The organism is Pseudomonas sp. SLBN-26, from assembly GCF_006715895.1.
Lineage (GTDB): Bacteria > Pseudomonadota > Gammaproteobacteria > Pseudomonadales > Pseudomonadaceae > Metapseudomonas > Metapseudomonas otitidis.
Map to the genome: position 1 here is coordinate 2,240,001 of NZ_VFOB01000001.1, position 16,735 is coordinate 2,256,735.

Annotated in this window: 13 protein-coding genes and 1 pseudogene (1 of these 14 running past the window's edge); 6 read left to right on the forward strand and 8 right to left on the reverse strand. The window is 64.0% G+C overall.

From position 1 onward, the window contains the following. Positions 1 to 1,511: the 5' portion of a PAS domain S-box protein gene (locus tag FBY21_RS10270; protein WP_142010805.1), read on the reverse strand. Its footprint begins 742 nt before the window's first position; only the first 1,511 of its 2,253 coding nucleotides appear in the window; it begins with the start codon at positions 1,509 to 1,511; its stop codon lies beyond the left edge, outside the window. Between the two features lie 232 nt (positions 1,512 to 1,743). Between FBY21_RS10270 and FBY21_RS10275 the strand changes: the two genes are divergently transcribed. Beyond that, entirely contained in the window at positions 1,744 to 3,366 is a 1,623-nt protein-coding gene (locus FBY21_RS10275; protein ID WP_142010808.1) for an acyl-CoA synthetase, read from the forward strand. A 67-nt stretch (positions 3,367 to 3,433) separates the two neighbouring features. Further along, complete coding sequence (locus FBY21_RS10280) at positions 3,434 to 5,203, forward strand: acyl-CoA dehydrogenase C-terminal domain-containing protein (RefSeq protein ID WP_142010810.1); 1,770 nt, start codon at positions 3,434 to 3,436, stop codon at positions 5,201 to 5,203. 277 nt (positions 5,204 to 5,480) lie between these two features. Here FBY21_RS10280 and FBY21_RS10285 read toward each other — a convergent pair whose 3' ends face one another. From FBY21_RS10285 to FBY21_RS10305, 5 genes and pseudogenes are all read right to left on the reverse strand, one after another. Continuing rightward, entirely contained in the window at positions 5,481 to 6,344 is an 864-nt protein-coding gene (locus FBY21_RS10285) for a phytanoyl-CoA dioxygenase family protein (protein WP_142010812.1), read from the reverse strand. Positions 6,345 to 6,558: 214 nt separating this feature from the next. Beyond that, positions 6,559 to 6,771, reverse strand: a pseudogene (gene proY, locus FBY21_RS10290) (proline-specific permease ProY); the annotation flags it as partial. 91 nt (positions 6,772 to 6,862) lie between these two features. Beyond that, positions 6,863 to 8,335, reverse strand: coding sequence for an aldehyde dehydrogenase family protein (locus FBY21_RS10295; RefSeq protein WP_253543706.1), 1,473 nt, complete (start codon positions 8,333 to 8,335; stop codon positions 6,863 to 6,865). Positions 8,336 to 8,470: 135 nt separating this feature from the next. After that, complete coding sequence (locus FBY21_RS10300) at positions 8,471 to 9,658, reverse strand: MFS transporter (RefSeq protein WP_142010814.1); 1,188 nt, start codon at positions 9,656 to 9,658, stop codon at positions 8,471 to 8,473. 300 nt (positions 9,659 to 9,958) lie between these two features. Further along, positions 9,959 to 10,777, reverse strand: a complete 819-nt coding sequence (locus FBY21_RS10305; protein WP_142010816.1) for a helix-turn-helix transcriptional regulator — start codon at positions 10,775 to 10,777, stop codon at positions 9,959 to 9,961. 121 nt (positions 10,778 to 10,898) lie between these two features. Between FBY21_RS10305 and FBY21_RS10310 the strand changes: the two genes are divergently transcribed. Next, positions 10,899 to 11,747, forward strand: coding sequence for a S24 family peptidase (locus FBY21_RS10310; protein WP_142010819.1), 849 nt, complete (start codon positions 10,899 to 10,901; stop codon positions 11,745 to 11,747). An 87-nt stretch (positions 11,748 to 11,834) separates the two neighbouring features. On the opposite strand, the gene FBY21_RS10315 is transcribed toward FBY21_RS10310, so the two are convergent. Then, positions 11,835 to 12,551 (reverse strand): SDR family NAD(P)-dependent oxidoreductase, encoded by a 717-nt coding sequence (locus FBY21_RS10315; RefSeq protein ID WP_142010821.1) that lies wholly within the window; start codon positions 12,549 to 12,551, stop codon positions 11,835 to 11,837. Between the two features lie 4 nt (positions 12,552 to 12,555). Next, positions 12,556 to 13,041: a DUF2165 family protein gene (locus FBY21_RS10320; RefSeq protein ID WP_142010824.1), complete on the reverse strand. Its 486-nt coding sequence runs from the start codon at positions 13,039 to 13,041 to the stop codon at positions 12,556 to 12,558. A gap of 482 nt (positions 13,042 to 13,523) precedes the next feature. On the opposite strand from FBY21_RS10320, the gene FBY21_RS10325 reads away from it, so the two are divergent. The 3 genes from FBY21_RS10325 to FBY21_RS10335 all read left to right on the forward strand — a co-directional run bounded on the left by FBY21_RS10325 (position 13,524) and on the right by FBY21_RS10335 (position 16,557). Further along, positions 13,524 to 14,099 carry a plasmid pRiA4b ORF-3 family protein gene (locus FBY21_RS10325; protein ID WP_142010826.1) on the forward strand — a complete coding sequence of 192 codons (576 nt, stop codon included), beginning with the start codon at positions 13,524 to 13,526 and terminating at the stop codon, positions 14,097 to 14,099. A 665-nt stretch (positions 14,100 to 14,764) separates the two neighbouring features. Continuing rightward, positions 14,765 to 15,805, forward strand: coding sequence for a hypothetical protein (locus FBY21_RS10330; RefSeq protein WP_142010828.1), 1,041 nt, complete (start codon positions 14,765 to 14,767; stop codon positions 15,803 to 15,805). Next, a complete protein-coding gene (locus tag FBY21_RS10335) occupies positions 15,799 to 16,557 on the forward strand; it encodes a hypothetical protein (RefSeq protein WP_142010830.1) in 759 nt (252 codons plus the stop codon). Before FBY21_RS10330 ends, FBY21_RS10335 begins: the two co-directional genes overlap by 7 nt. Positions 16,558 to 16,735 lie beyond the last annotated feature (178 nt).

The window sequence follows — 16,735 nt, forward strand, 5'->3', positions numbered from 1 at the left end:
AGCTCCCGTTCGCTCATGTCCCGCGCCACCAACGAGTAATAACGCTCGCTCCCGGCCGCCCGATGCGCCAACAGCACCAGCGAGACCGGCAACGACCCACTGCCATCCAGCGCACACAGACGCGCATCGGCGCTCCACACCCCCACGCGCTCGGCCTGTACCTGCCCCGCCTGCAACCGCGCCAGGTCGTCTGTCGAGAACAACGCCGCCAGCGACGGCAACGCCAGCCCTTCCTCCAACCCCAGCGCACGACGGGCAGCCGGATTGAGGTCCGTGACCTGCCCCAGCGCATCGAAGAACAGCACCGGATCGGTATTGGCCTCCACCACCTCCGCCAGGCGCCGCTTGTGCTCCTCGGCCTGTACCCGAGCCGTGATATCCCGTGAGACGCTCACCACCTCCACCACCGCCCCTGTATAGGTCTCACGAATCGCCCTGCACGCCGTCTCGAACCACAGGTAATGTCCCGCGCGGTGACGGATGCGGTAGGTCATGGTGTGGTAGCCATCGGTCTCCAGCGCATCCCGTGCACGCTGGATCAGCGGCATCAGGTCCTGCGCATGGAACAGCCCCTGCGCCAACACCCCGCGCAACTCCTCAGGCCAGAAGCCCAGCAGCGTCCAGGACGCCGGCGACGCGTCGAGGAAGCGCCCCTCCGGCGTGTGCCGGGAAATCAGATCCGTGGTGTTCTCCGTGATCAGCCGATACAAGCGCCGCGCCTGCGCCGCCTCACGCTCGGCCAGAAGCGGTCGGGTCGCATCACGGCAGCGTCCTAATACCCGCTGGTTCTCGGGGTCGGGCACGAAGGCCCAGAGCAGGATGCGCCCATCACACTGCGCCTCCACCTCCTCGATAGCCCGGCACTGCGCCAGGCAGGCCCGCACCAGCGCCACATGATTGACCGGCAGGAAGCGCAGCACCGCACCCGGCGGCTGCTCCGCCAGCAAGGCCAGCAGCGCCGCGTTCAGCTCCAGCGGAACCCCCGCCTCGTCCAGCAGCAGGCTCGGCTGAGGATCGTGCCCCAGCAATGGCGAAGCCCGCATCAGGCCTGCCGACTGCGCCAGCACCGTCGACAGCAGTTCCTCCAACGCCCCCAGCCACTCCAGCCCCACCCCCGGCTGTACCTCCACCAGCAGCAGGCCCGGCTGATCGGCCTCCAGCGCCAGGTCGAATACTTGGCCATGGCTGATCCCGGCACGTCGCAGGCGCCCCGCCAGCCAGCAATCCACAGTGCGTACAGCCGAAAGGCTCAGGCGCCCCAGCTCTGCCACTTGCTCGAACAGATGCTCATCGCTCGCCCCCAGCGGGTCCCCTTGCCCTGGCGGCAAGTGCTGCCCGCTCCCCTCGTGGGTGTAGATCCCCGCCCCCGCCTGCCACACCAGGTAATAAGCCTGGCGCACCTCCGGGTAGCCTCGCAGCGCCCGGCACAACGCGTCCGCCCGCGCAGACACCGCCACGCCCTCGCGTTGCAGGCGCAGCCAGGTGTGCAGACGGACAGGATTACGGCTCATGGGACGGCAGGCTCCAGGGCAAAAGCGGCGACAGCCTAGCAGCGCTCGAAGCCTTGGCCTCTACGCCTTAGGTATAAAACGAAACAATATAGTAGATATACGATACTACTCAGGTATTAATTCCATACCCAATAGCAAACGATATATAAATGACCCCGAACGATCCCCGACCCAGGTCAAAAACGACACGGCCGGGGCACAAGAGCTAACAATCAGCCACCGGGTAATCCGCATGTCGATCTATGAACAGGGCCTCGCCCCTGCTGCCGTGAACCATATCGCCCTCAGCCCGCTGAGCTTCATCGAGCGGACCGCCAGCATCTACCCCCACTACCCCGCCGTCGTCCATGGCGCCATCCGCCGCAACTGGGCAGAGACCTACGCCCGCTGCCGCCGATTGGCCTCGGCGCTGGCCGGGCGCGGCATCGGCAAGGGCGACACCGTCGCCGTGATGCTGCCCAACATCCCGCAGATGCTGGAAGCGCATTTCGGCGTCCCCATGATCGGCGCCGTCCTCAACACCCTCAACGTACGCCTCGACGCCGAAGCCATCGCCTTCATGCTGCAGCACGGCGAAGCCAAGGTCCTGATCACCGACCGCGAATTCTTCGACGTCATCCACGCCGCCGTCGGCATGCTCGACCACCCGCCCCTGCTGGTGGACGTCAACGACCCCGAATACGGCGAAGGCCAGGCCATCAGCGAACTGGACTACGAAGCACTGCTGGCCGAAGGCGACCCCGAGTTCGCCTGGCAATGGCCGGAAGATGAATGGCAAGCCATCTCCCTCAACTACACCTCCGGCACCACCGGCAACCCCAAGGGCGTCGTCTACCACCACCGCGGCGCGTTCCTCAACGCCCTCGGAAACCAGATGACCTGGGGCCTCGGCCACCACCCCGTCTACCTCTGGACCCTGCCGATGTTCCACTGCAACGGCTGGTGCTACCCCTGGACCATCACCGCACTCGCCGGCGTCCACGTCTTCCTGCGTCGGGTCGACCCGCAACGCATCCTCACCCTCATCCGCGACGAGCAGGTCACCCACCTGTGCGGCGCCCCCATCGTCCTCAACGCCCTGGTGAACATGCCGCCGGAAGCCAAGGCCGCCATCGACCACCCGGTCCACGCCATGGTCGCCGGCGCCGCCCCGCCGGCCAAGGTCATCGGCGCCGTCGAGGAGATGGGCATCCGCGTCACCCATGTCTATGGCCTTACCGAGGTCTATGGCCCGGTCACCGTCTGCGCCTGGCACGGCGAATGGGACGAACTGCCCCTCGAGGAACGTGCCCGCATCAAGGCCCGCCAGGGCGTGCGCTACCCCACCCTCGAAGGCGTCATGGTCGCCGACCCCAAGACCCTCGAACCGACCCCGCGCGACGGCGAGACCATCGGCGAGATTTTCCTGCGCGGCAACACCGTCATGAAGGGCTACCTGAAGAACCCCACCGCCACCACCGAAGCCTTCAGCGGCGGCTGGTTCCACACCGGCGACCTCGGCGTCTGGCACCCCGACGGCTACGTCGAGATCAAGGACCGCCTCAAGGACATCATCATCTCCGGCGGCGAGAACATCTCCACCATCGAACTGGAAGGCGTCCTCTACCGCCACCCCGCCGTACTGGAAGCCGCCGTGGTCGCCCGCCCGGACGAGAAGTGGGGCGAAACCCCCTGCGCCTTCGTCACCCTCAAGGCCGACCACCAGTCCGTCCGCGAGAGCGACATCATCGCCTTCTGCCGCGACCACCTCGCCGGCTTCAAGGTCCCGCGCACCGTGGTCTTCACCGCCCTGCCGAAAACCTCCACCGGCAAGATCCAGAAATACGTCCTGCGCGACATGGCCAAGGCCCTCTGAGCCAAACCCCGCGAACCCCGAGAGAGGCCGCCCACACGGGCGGCCCCGTCACGCCGAGAGAACACCGATGCCCGAGTACAACGCCCCCCTGCGCGACCTGCGCTTCGTCCTGCATGAACTGTTCGAAGCCCCGCGCCTCTGGGCCCGCCTGCCGGCCCTGGCCGAAACCGTGGATGCCGATACCGCCGATGCCATCCTCGAAGAGGCCGCCAAAGTCACCGGCGGCCTGATCGCACCGCTCAACCGCAGCGGCGACGAAGAAGGCGCACAGTGGGTCGACGGCCGGGTCATCACCCCAGCCGGCTTCAAGGCCGCCTACGCCACCTATATAGAAGGAGGCTGGGTCGGCCTCTCCGGCAACCCGCAGTACGGCGGCATGGGCATGCCCAAGATGCTCGCCGTGCAGTTCGAGGAAATGCTCTACGCCGCCAACTCCAGCTTCGCCCTCTACTCCGCCCTCAGCGCCGGCGCCTGCCTCGCCATCGACGCCCACGCCAGCGCCGAACTCAAGCAGGCCTACCTGCCCAACCTGTACGCCGGCACCTGGGCCGGCTCCATGTGCCTCACCGAGCCACACGCCGGCACCGACCTCGGCATCATCCGCACCAGGGCCGAACCCCAGGCGGATGGCAGCTACCGCATCACCGGCACCAAGATCTTCATCACCGGCGGCGAGCAGGACCTAACCGAGAACATCATCCACCTCGTCCTCGCCAAGCTCCCCGACGCCCCCGCCGGCCCCAAGGGCATCTCCCTGTTCCTCGTACCCAAGGTCCTGGTCAACGCAGACGGCAGCCTCGGCCAGCCCAACGCACTCTCCTGCGGCTCCATCGAACACAAGATGGGCATCAAGGCCTCCGCCACCTGCGTGATGAACTTCGACGGCGCCACCGGCTACCTCATCGGCGACGCCAACAAAGGCCTCGCCGCCATGTTCACCATGATGAATTACGAGCGCCTCTCCATCGGCATCCAGGGCATCGGTTGCGCCGACGCCTCCTACCAGAGCGCCGTCGCCTACGCCCGCGAGCGCCTGCAGAGCCGCGCCCCCACCGGCCCCCAGGCCCAGCACAAGGTGGCCGACCCTATCCTCGTCCACCCCGACGTGCGCCGCATGCTGCTCACCATGAAAGCCCTCACCGAAGGCGGCCGCGCCTTCGCCTGCTACGTCGGCCAGCAACTCGACCTCGCCAAGTTCAGTGACGACGCCGACGAACGCCAAGCGGCCGAAGCCCTGGTCGCCCTGCTCACCCCCGTCGCCAAGGCCTTCTTCACCGACACCGGCCTGGAAAGCACCGTCTACGGCCAGCAGGTATTCGGCGGCCACGGCTACATCCGCGAATGGGGCCAGGAGCAACTGGTCCGCGACGTCCGCATCGCCCAGATCTACGAGGGCACCAACGGCATCCAGGCCCTCGACCTGCTCGGCCGCAAGGTCGTCGCCAACGGCGGCACCAGCCTGCGCCGCTTCACCGCCGAGATTCGCCGCTACGCCGCGGAAGACGTCCCCCACCGCGCCGCCCTGCTCGACGCCGTCGACCGCCTGGAGCGCACCACCACCCGCGTGCTGGAGCAGGCCGCCAGCGACCCCAACGCCATCGGCGCCGCCTCCGTCGACTACCTGCACCTGTTCGGCTACGTCGCCTATGCCTGGCTCTGGTCCCGCATGGGCCGCATCGCCAGCGAACGCCAACCCCAGGACCCAGCCTTCTACAGCGCCAAGCAGGCCACCGCCGCCTTCTACTTCGAACGCCTGCTGCCCCGCACCCTCAGCCTCGAAGCCAGCATCCTCGCCGGCAGCCGCACCCTCTACGACATCACCGCCGAGCAGTTCTGACCCCTTAGCGTGACGCGGCCCCGTCCTGGGTGTCCGCGTTTTTTATTCAGGCCAGACGCCACCATCGGACTGGTCAGCTGAAAATGGAAACGGGCCCCAAGGGCCCGCCTCCCATTACTCGTTACACGCCGCTTCAGTCTCGAGTGGCACCTCTAAGGTCTTCCAGCACCTCCCTGCTGGATATCGGGATACCTCTCACCAGCAGAGGCTCTTGAAAACGGGCCGATCTCCAGATGCGTCGTTCCCCGCTGGACATCACCACTGTCCCAGTAGAGCGTCACGCGTCGGCCTCATAACTCGCCTCAATCCCCCCTCCCCCCCTCGGCCACACCAACGGAAACAACCGGTGCACCATCGGCGCGCCGGGCGGTAGTTCGTCGGCGAGGCCGGGGAACTCCGGGGAGGTTTTCCAGGGCCGGGGGGCATGGACCATGTCTTCGCCGAGAAAGCGCAGGGAGAAGGCGCGGCGCCGATGCGGACCGTCGACGCCGCCGGAGGCGTGCAGGGTGAGCATGTGGAAGAACACCGCATCGCCCGGCTCCAGGGCCCAGCCGATGATGGGCCAGCGGCTGCGATCGGCCTCGATGTCCGGCAGGTCCGCCAGGCTGCCCTCGGGGAACCAGCGGGCCTGGTTGTCGAGGAAGGTACGCGGCATCAGCCAGGGGCCCAGGTGGGAGCCGGCGATGAACTCCAGGGTGGAGGCCCGCGCCACCGGGTCCACCGGCATCCACATGCTGCAGTTCTGCCGGCCTTCGACGTTGTAGTAGGGCTGGTCTTGGTGCCAGGGAGTGCGCTGGCGGGTGTTGGGCTCCTTCACCAGCAGGTGGTCGTGGTAGAGCCGGGCCGTGGAACTGTCCATCAACTGCGCGACGACCGAGCCCACGCGGCTCTCGAAGATGAACTGGCGGTAGGCATCGAATTCCCGCCAGTTGCAGAAGTCCTCGAAGAACCAACCGGGGTCGTCAGGTCGGCTGGCCACCTTGGCCCGTGCACTGGGGTTGGCGAGGTTGTGTTCGATGCCCAGCTCCAGCAGCGCCACCTCGTCCGGGGTGAACAACTGGCGGATGCAGACCGCACCGTCGCGCTGGAAATCCTCGATCAGTTCGGCAGGCAGTTCGAATTCGTAGGCGTGTCGGCTCATGGCGTTCTCCTTTGCATTGATCCGTTCAGGAAGGCTCGGGTTCGCCCGGCACGTCCCTGCCCGGCCGCACCCACAAACCGTAGGCGGGGCTGAGCAGCACGAGCCAGGCGGCGCCGATGCCGAAGGCGGTGCGGGTGTCGGGGAAGCTCGCCATCACGGCGAAGCTGAACAGCATGAAGGCGATCGCCAGGTACTGGCCCCAGGGCCAGAACGGCACCGGAAAGTGCAGCGCCGCCATTTCGCCCAGGGCGCGCATCATCAGGTAGATGGCCGCCCCGGCGATGAGATAGGCCAGCAGCACCGATGGACCGGCGCGCTGGATGGCGGCGGCCGAGCCGTAGAACAGGCCGGTGCCGATAGCCGAACCCAGTGCCATGAAACGGATGTGCCGGGCGGTCAGGCCACGGCGCAGGGTGGAGTGCTCCATTTGCGTCGCCTCTCTTGTTGTTGTGATCGCTACACACCCAGGCCGCCATTGGCGACTCCGTGTACGCAGGGCGCGCCGGCTCCCGACCGGCCTAGGGCTGGCGCCAACTCCAGGGCTGCGCCCCCACGAAACGGGTCACCTGCTTGGGCGCCAGGTAGTTCTGCAGGCCCCAGGGGCCACGCTGGCGGCCATTGCCGCTGAGCCGGTTGCCGCCCCAGGGCGCCTGGATGAAGCCGGCATGGGCGCAGTTGAGCCAGACCACCCCGGCCCGCAGCCGCTGGCTCATCCAGTCCGCGCGGGCGGGGTCACCCGTGACGACCGCTGCCGCCAGCCCGTAGATGGTGTCGTTAGCCAGGGCCAGCGCCTCTTCCTCGTTGCGGAAGCGCTTCACGCTCAGCACCGGGCCCAGGCACTCGTGCCGCCACAGCGGGCTGACCACGTCGGGCTCGGCGAACACCGCCGGCTGGATGAAATAGCCCCGCCCCAGGAGCGAGGGCCGCAGGCCCCCGCAGAGCAGGCGAGCGTCCTGCTGGCCCTGGGCAATGAGGCTGATCATCCGGTGCAGATGACGAAGCCCCGCCAACGGCCCGAGCTGCACGCCCGGCTCCATCCCCGACCCCACACGCAGGGCCTGGGTGCGAGCCACCAGGCATTCCAGCAGCGGCTCGAACAGCGCCTCCTGCACCAGCAGCCGCGACAGTGCGCTGCTGGTCTGTCCCTGGTTCCAGAACGCGCCGTACAGAGCCCACTCCACGGCCGTCTCGATGTCAGCGTCGTCGAACACGATGAGCGAGGACTTGCCGCCCAGCTCCAGGCTCACCGGCTTGATGTCCGGCGCGGCACTGGCCATCACCTGGGTGCCGTTGGCCAGGCTGCCGGCGAAGGTCACCTTGTCCACCTCCGGGTGCTGCACCAGCGCGGGCCCCAGCTCCGCGCCATAGCCCAGCAGCACGTTGAGCACGCCGGAAGGCAGCCCGGCCATATCGGCTGAACGCGCCAGCTCCAGGGTGGAGAGCGGCGTCAGCGAGGATGGCTTGATGACGCAGGTGGCCCCTGCCGCCAATGCCGGTGCCACGCACCAGGCCGCTGTCAGCAACGGGAAGGTGAAGGGTGTGAACAGCGCCGCGACGCCTACCGGTTCGTGCATCACGCGGCACTCGAAACGTGGGTCGTCGATCTCCAGCGCCAAGCCCTGGCGCTCATCCAGCGCTCGCGCCAGGCCCGCGTAATAGCGGAAACAGGCGGCGGCATCGGCCACGTCCTGCAGAGCATCCGGGTAGGGCTTGCCGTGGTCCTGCACCTCCAACAGGGCCAGGGCCTCGGCACGGACGGCCAGGTCGTCGGCAATGCCGTCCAGCAATGCGCCACGCTCGCGCCCGCTGGTGAAGCGCCAGTGGCTATCGAAGGCCCGCCGCGCGGCGCATACGGCCTGGTCCACCTCTCGCAGGCCGGCCATCACCAGCGTCTGGATAGGGGCCTCCGTGGCCGGGTCCACGCTGGTGAAACGGCGACAGGCGGCCGGAGCCAGCCAGCGGCCATCGATGTAGAGCATTCCCGTACCCATGGTTCTCCCTCGTCAATGCAGCCCATCCAGGGCGGCACACAAACCGCTGCACATATGCCACGCCAGACCTGCACCTCTGGCGACGCTACCCCGCCGGCCCTCTCGCCACCGTGCCAAGCAGCGAAGTGCAACACATCAAGGCCGTGCCATTGCCACTGCGGCCACGTGACGCCAGCCCATCACCCCCGTCGCCCGCGCGCTGACCGGGTACAGGGTGGCGGCGACGATGCTCAGGTTGGCCAGCAGCCCGCTGAGCCCGAAGCCGGCGATGAACACCATCGCCATCAATTGCGTCGCGCTGCCCAGTTGGGTGCCGATCAGTCCCAGCGCCACGGCCGAGAACGCTGCCTGCAGCGGCAGCACCCAGCGTGGTCTTACCCGGTCAAGCAGCAGTGCCATGACGACGCTGCCCAGCACCCCGCCCATGGGAATCATCGACGCCACGTGAGCCGACTCGCTCGGTCCGTAGCCGCTGGAGCGCAGGATGGTGGGAAGCCAGTTGGTCAACAGGTAGAACACGAACAAGCCACAGAAGAAGGTCAGCCACAGCATCAATGTGCGCAGCGCCTGGCCCTCCTCGAACAAGATGGAGACCGGCGAGCGCGGCTGCTCGGGCAGATCTCCTACCAGGCGCACCATGCTCCAGTCGCGCTCACCGCCGATGGCCTTGACCACCTGCAGCAGCGTCGCCTGCTGCTCCGGCCGCCCCACCAGGAAGTACAGCGACTCCGGTAGCCAACGCAGCAACGCCGGCACCAGCACCAACGGCGCCAGCCCTCCCAGGGCCAGCATTCCTTTCCACCCCAGCACCGGCATCAGCCAGGCCGCAACGCTGCCACCCAGTGCCAAGCCGAGGATGAAGCCTGAATAGCTCAGCGTCGCCAGCAGCACCCGGCGCCGCTGTGGCGCGTACTCCGATGACAGCGTGATGCAGTTGGGCAACACCCCACCGAGCCCGATGCCGGTAACGAAGCGCAGTACCACCAGCATCCCCAACCCGGTGGAGAACGCTGCCGCCAGCGTACCCAGGGCGAACACCAGGATGCCGCCCAGCAGCACACGCTTGCGCCCGAAGCGATCCGCCAGCGGACCACAGCACACGGCCCCCACCAGCATCCCGAACAGGCCCGCACCAAAAGCCGGTGCCAGCTGCTCGCGAACGAGCCCCCAATCGCCGATCAACTCCGGCGCCACGTAGCCGATCACCGCCGTATCGAATCCATCCAGCAGCACGATGAGAAAGCAGAACACCAGTACCCGTACCTGCAAGCCGGAGATGGGGCTGTCGTCGATGATGTCGGCAATCCGCACGGACCTTCGCATGGCAACACTCCCTGACACGTGCCCCAGTGCCCCTGAGGCCGGTTCTTCTTGTCGATGCACGCCTGGCACCGGGCGAGCCGGGCACGGCAGGGGCCACCCTAACAACGCACGTGCGCGGGGCGGTACGACTCGGACGGTAGCCGGCTTCGGGCACCGCTGTAGGCCTTGCCTCGGCAGGCCACCCCGCGTTTCGCGCAAGGGCCACCAGAGGCGCACAGCAAGGCGTCGCCCCATGCAAAGCGGGAATGGAAAGAACAGTTGGAGCTGTCGAACCCGGTGCAATGGCGCACCAGGCGCTGCCTAGGTGTCGGGGCTGCAGCGCCGGATAACGGGAGCCGCCCCCTCCTCCATCAGCCCGTGGAGGAACAGCCCCAGCAGCTGCACCTGGCTGGTGACACCCAGCTTCTCGTACAGGTTGCGGCGATGGACCCGGACCGTGCTGGGGCTGATGCGCAACAGCCGGCCGATCAGCGCCGGCACGTGTCCCAGCAACAGTAGCCGGGCGATCTCTGCCTCACGCACCGACAGCAGCCCCGCGCCAAACACTGCCAGCGCTGCGCGCACCTGTTCGTTAAGCAGTGGCATCGCACGGACGGCAGCTTCCCGCTTGCACCAGGCCGCTCGCAGCACCTCGTCCACCACCGGCCAGGCATCCCGCGCACGGGACTGCTCAGCGGCAGAAAACGCCGGCTGCCCCGACTTGCGCATCAATGACAACCTCGCCCGGCAGTCCTCCCCTGGCGTGGTGGACACCGCCAGTTCGTCGACCAACGCCAGCCGCTGGTAATGCGCGTGGTAGTAGTGGTTGCTGTGAAGGCTCGCCGGCGCCAGCGCCTGCATCGTCTGCACGCCATCCGGGTTGCCGAACAGCAGGTGCAGGTAGAGCGGGTCCAGCAGATAGGGCCCGGCGCGGTAGGCGCTGATGAAGATTGCCCGCTGCGCCTCCGTGAAGGTGTCGAACAGCGCCACCGGTGCCGCACTGCCCTCATACAGGAACACCACCAGATGATCCGCCGGCACAGCCTCCACAAGCCACGCAGCCAGGGCGCGCAGCTGAGGCTCGCCAGCAGGGCGGGCGAGGATGTGGGTGATGGAGCGGGTCCATTCGGTGAGGTGCATGCGAGGCCTCCACAGTTCTTGCCACCGGCAAGAACCTGCAACTTTTGGAGCCGACTAGTTTAGAAAAATAAACTAATCACGACAAGGAAACTAAACCAAGCGCTGTTTAGCATCCTCAACCATGGATTTTTCAGACCGCGTCAGATCGCGCATGCAGGCCCTGCACTTGAGCGCCGTAGAGCTGGCTCAACTCGTAGGCGTCACCAAAAGCTCCGTCACTCACTGGACTACTGGCAGCAACCAGGCCAGCGGAAAGCGGCTGCTCGCACTTGCCAAAGCGCTGGAGTGTGATGTTGCATGGCTCGCCATGGGCGAGGGCCATCCGACCGGTGAAGCCGGCAAGCACCGCTACGCATCGACCACTTCCGCTAACAAGGGAAAGGACGGAACGGCTGCCTTCGTGCTTGAAATGTTGAAGCTCCACGCCGGCAAGAGCCTCAATAACGCGGCCAGGCAGCGCATCGCTCAAGCAGTGGCCGACAGCTTGGAAATCCAACTCGATCAGGCCGACAAACAGGCTCGTCCTTCCATTTCCCAGTGCGACGCGGAAGCCGAGTTCTGCATTCCCCATTTCGACTTCCACACCATCCAGCACTCACAACTACCCGCCGAGCATGCAGAAGCCATTCGCAGCGTCATTCTGAACAAAACCTACTTGCACAGGCTGGGCCTTCTTTACAGCAGCGCTGACCAACTTGCTGTGGTGACGTGCTGGGACAAGGGCATGGAGGGCACCCTCAACGAAGGCGATGCAATTATCGTGGATTGCGGCGTAAAGGCCTTTATTGGAGACGGCATCTACCTCGTCAGTTGGGCCAACCACACCTTCATACGTCGTCTGCTCTTGGCAGGAAGCGAGCAACTGGAACTCATCTCAGACAACACCAAACACAAGCCGAGGCTCGTGCCACAGGGGGACGTGACAGTGCACGCCAAGGCTCTGGTGAACATGAGGATGCAAGCGCTCTGAGCAAGACAACCTGGCCGGTAGGGTGGGCTTCAGCCTACCGGCAGCCATCAAACATCCGCCCGTGCCCCTCCAGCACCAGTACTCAGCTCAAAAACGTCCGTCCTCGATTGCCGGCAAGATCAGTTCCCGCACGAAGGAAGCCGCTGACAGCCGCAGCAGCGCGTTGACCATGGTGACCACATCGTGCACAGGCACTAGTTGCCCCTCCCCTCGCGCGGCTGCCTCTTCCATTGGCACAGCCAGTGGGTCGTCAGTGTTCAGGTACCCCAACTGCAGCACCGTCACTGCCAGCCGCTGGTCGCGAAAGCCCTCGCGCAACGCATCGGCCATCCCGTTCAACGCGAACTTGGAGGCACCGAACGCTACCTCGGGTCGCCCGCTGCGGTGCAGGGCGGAGGTGGAGCCGGTGAGGATCAGCTGTGGCCTGGTAGAACCGAGCAGCCTTGGCATCAGGCGCTTGAGCAACAACAGCGTGGCGGTGATGTTCACCTCCACCAACCTGGCGAGCGTCTCATCGCTATCGTTCAGGAAGCCGTACCTCTCGCTGAAGGCCTGCGGCTCCCAGATGCCGACGTTGCAGATGAGCACATCGAGCTCCGCCGGTGCCTGGGCCTCGATATGCGCCACGGCTACCTTCGGCTCGGCCAGGTCGGCCTCGATCCACTGGATGTCGACGCCTGCGGCGACCGCCAGCCGATCCGGCCGACTGCGCGATACGCCCACGATGCGGTCCCCCGGCTTGCCCAGCCCCTCCACCAACGCACGACCCAGGCCCCGGCTGGCGCCTATCACCATCATCTTCATAAGGTCAGCTCCAGCGCAGATTGAGCACGAGGAAGTTCAGCAACACCCAGATCACCAGCACCAGGTGCGTCAGTTGCAGGCCCTCCTGGCGTATCCAGTAGGCGAACCAGAGCCCGCCCAGCAGCATGGCGAAGAGCGAGGCCAGGGCCACGCTCAGCGCCAGGTTCAACCAGGGTCGAGCGGCCTCCAGCCCACCGCCGAACAGCAGGAGGTAGCAACCCGCCCACACGGCGAGAACGGCCACCGCCTGCAGCACCACGATCACCCCCAGCGCTAGGCGATGCAGCTTCGGCGAAACCAGCGCCCGGCTGAGCAAGGGGGTGTCGACCGCCGGCGGCTGCCTCAAGGGCACCATCGACAGCGTCGCCCCTACCGCCTTCACCGAGCTGGCGAAACCGTGCAGGTTGTTGATCAGGGCAATGCTCAACCACAGCGCAAACCCAAGGAAGCACGTGGTTTGGAAGATCATCAATGAAGTCTGGGTGTCCATTCCGGGTCCTTGTAGGTTGCAAAAGACGCTTGCCGCACTCTGGGTGGCAGGCAAGAACAGGCAGGACGATAAAACCTCAAGCTAAGTTGAGGTCAATAGCAAGCGAACAGGGAAAGTAGACCCGCCGAAGGTCCGACGAGCTATACGGCACATGGGGTGGGCTTCAGCCCACCAGCAGCCATCAAACAGCCGCCTATGCTCCTCAAGCACAAGCACCCAGCTCAAAGCACCCCAGGTTGCCAACAGGGCCCGTTCCCACACGAAGGACGCCGCCGACAGCCCTAGCAACGCGTCGCCCCATCGCCCGATATCAATCCCCCTCGCCTCGCATTCGAATGTGCAGGCCTTGCTTCCCAGAAAACCTTGCTTAAGCCCGTTACCTGGTCGACAGTCCTTCGTCTGCAATCAAGAGCGGCTCACTGACGAGCCTCGGACCAAGTAAGAACTGCTTCTGCTCAAAGCCAGGGCAACAGGAAGAATGAATGGCAACGACTCCATCGATATATGTGCTGCATGTTCAGTTGGCTCCCCTAGTGGTGCTGCCACCCGTCTGGCGGCGGCTGGCGGTAACGGGGGATTGTTCGCTGCGACGGCTGCACCACTTCATCCAGGCAGCATTCGGCTGGGAGAGTCGCCATCTGCATGAGTTCTCCAATGGCATCGACCACTACCTGCCACCTGACCCAGACATAGGACTGCCGGAAGCGGGAACAGCGGACGATCGCCGAGTGAAAGTACGGCGCGCGCTTAAACCAGGGGACCGGATGCAGTACATCTACGACTTCGGGGATGAATGGCTGCATGTGATCGCAGTGGAATCTGTCCGGCCGTGCGAGGTTACGGGGGCCTGGTGCGAGCTACTGGACGGAGCCGGCGCATGTCCGCCGGAGGACGTAGGCGGGCCACACGGGTACATGGCGTTCTTGCAGAGCATCCACTCTCCCACCAGCCCTGCTGGTCGGGAGGCACTGGAGTGGGCGGGTGGCCCGTTCGATCCGGAGCTGTTCGATATCCGGGCTGCGAAGACGGCAGTGCAGCGGGTTTGCAATAACCAGTGAGGGTGATATTCGATCAAGCGGATGCGGCTGGGCTTAGCTAAAGGCGGCCATATAGATCCAACTACTGCGAAGACGCATGAGTCGTCGTGGCCGGCCGTATTAACAGGCACGGCCTACCACGCATAGGCTTACTTGTCTTTGGTAGCAGACCTCACTAGCGCAAAGAGTCCTGCAGCGAAGCTCTCTTGGAAAAGGGATAACAGACCAAACAAACGAAAAAGGCCCAAGTCTTTCGACTTGGGCCTTTCTCTAAATATGGTCGGGACAGAGTGATTCGAATACTCTACCCCTTGCACCCCATGCCAGTGGTCGAGCTCATAACTCACTGATTTTTCTAGAATCATTTAGGGCGCTCGCTGCAATCGATGTCCTATGCTACCTGACGGTTTTCAGCGATTTCCCGCAAAAGTCCCTGAGCCAATTCCGGGCCTTTCACCATCCGCCCCCGCCTCCACAGTCATGTCGTCGTATCGCCCTTTGCAACTCCTCCTGAGAAGCGGTAGAGATCGACCAATGCCGGACTGGTGGAGGTCAGGAAGCCAGAGGCAATTCCGCCTCAAACCTCAATCGACTGTCTACGAGCTTACCTACACCTTGACTCTAACACGTTCATGCACGATAACATTTTAAGCGTTATCGTTCTTTAGCAATGTTAGGATAGCAGGATGGATGAAACCACAGCAGCGGTGAGTACATACCTTCAGGAGACTTTGGGGGAAGCTCCACGCCTAGAAGAAGCTAAGACCAGCTCCCTGCCCTTCCTGCTAAGCAGCCGTTACGAGTTCAAGAAAATGGAGCTTTTCAATAAGGCCTGCTTGCTCATGACTGTTCACCATGACTTCGAAGGTACAGGGGAGCTTCGCAAGCACGCCGAGGTCGCTGAGAAAGTCCTAGGGCTGCCAGTAGTGATTGCGATCGAAGGTTTGAACTCGTCAGAGAGGAAGCGGCTGATCCTGCAGGGGGTCAGTTTCATTGTACCTGGCAATCAGATGTTCCTCCCGCGACTAGGGATGGACCTGCGCGAACATTTCAAACCACGCAAGCGATCAGGGGCGGAGGGCAAGCCGCTGGCACCAGCAACACAGGCCATCCTAATCGCACAAATCCTTCATGGGTGGACCTCAGAGCTAAGCCAGTCAGGTCTTGTTGGCCCACTCCCCTACTCTGCCATGACCATTTCCCGCGCCTTTAAGGAGCTCGAAGAGCATCGCCTTGGCCGGAGGGTAACCAGAGGCCGAGAGCGACTGATCCAGTTCTATAGGGATGCAAGGGGGACATGGGAGGCTGCGCGTAGCGTCCTACGGAACCCGATCATGAAGGAAGAATGGGTTGGAGCACCGAGTTTGAAATCAACCCATCCAGATACAAGGCTATCCCTTCATGAAATTAAGAAGGTCACTTTGTCTGGGTGGGTTGCAGCGGGAGAATCGGCTCTAGCCTCGCGGAGCATGCTCGCCGAGCCAAAGACCCCGGTCTTTGCTGCCTCAGAGCATACTTTCAACGATGCTTTACGGGTCAATGACATCAAGGTAGTCCAAAGTCGTGACGAGGCCTTTGCCAAAGTCCAAGTCTGGAGCTACGGACCTGTACTGTCATTTGAGAATCACGAAGTCGACCCACTGTCGCTCTATCTGAGCCTGAGGGGTTCCAAGGATGAACGCGTAGCAATGGCACTCGATGAAATGCTGGAGGAGTTTAAGTGGTAAGGGGACTGGATACATTCAAGGACTTCTTCAGGGACTTCACCGACCGCTATGTGCTGATCGGTGGCGTCGCAGCAACTGTAGCAATGGAGCAAGGTGGTGGCTCATTCCGCGCTACCAAAGATTTTGACCTTGTACTCGTGGTTGAAGCGCTCGATGCCGAATTCGGCCGGCGCTTCTGGGAATTCGTGGCCGCTGGCGGTTATGAGATACGTGAGCGGAGCGATGGCTCCCCCGTTTTCTACCGATTCAGCAAGCCGGCCGATTCATCATTTCCATTCATGCTGGAGTTGTTCAGCCGCTCACAGGACGGCATTCAACTGGAAGAAAGAGCGTCTCTCACCCCCCTCCCAATTGACGAGGGAGTCTCAAGCCTCTCCGCCATTCTGCTCGATGGGGATTATTACCAGTTCGTGGTGACCGGTCAGATCGCAGCTGATGGGATCAGTTGGGTCGGTGCTGATCGCCTAATCCCACTTAAAGCAAGTGCTTGGCTGGATCTATCAGCGAGGCGTGAGGCAGGGGAACAAGTGGATGAAAGGAATGTGAAAAAGCACATGAATGATGTGGCCCGCCTTTCCCAACTGATTGCACCGGAGCTACGTGTAACCCTCCCTGGAAATGTCATGGAGCAGTTCCGGGAGTTCCTACCACGACTTCGCACATCTGGAATCTCGTTGAAGGATCTGGATATGGGCCACACGACGTTAGATGCGGTTACGGATCTCCTTGAAGCGGTCTTCGTTGCAATCTGATAAAGCAGTAAACAACCACGTTCGTAGAACGTGGACTTGCCGTCACTCCAAGCAGATATTCCGCCGCGCACAAGGCTGCCCATTGCGCCGAGTCTGAACCCTAAAGTGAGCTGTGCGCACCGACTCTGGGATCAATTAGGCACCCAATCAAACCATCGGTACGCATGGCGCACCCTAC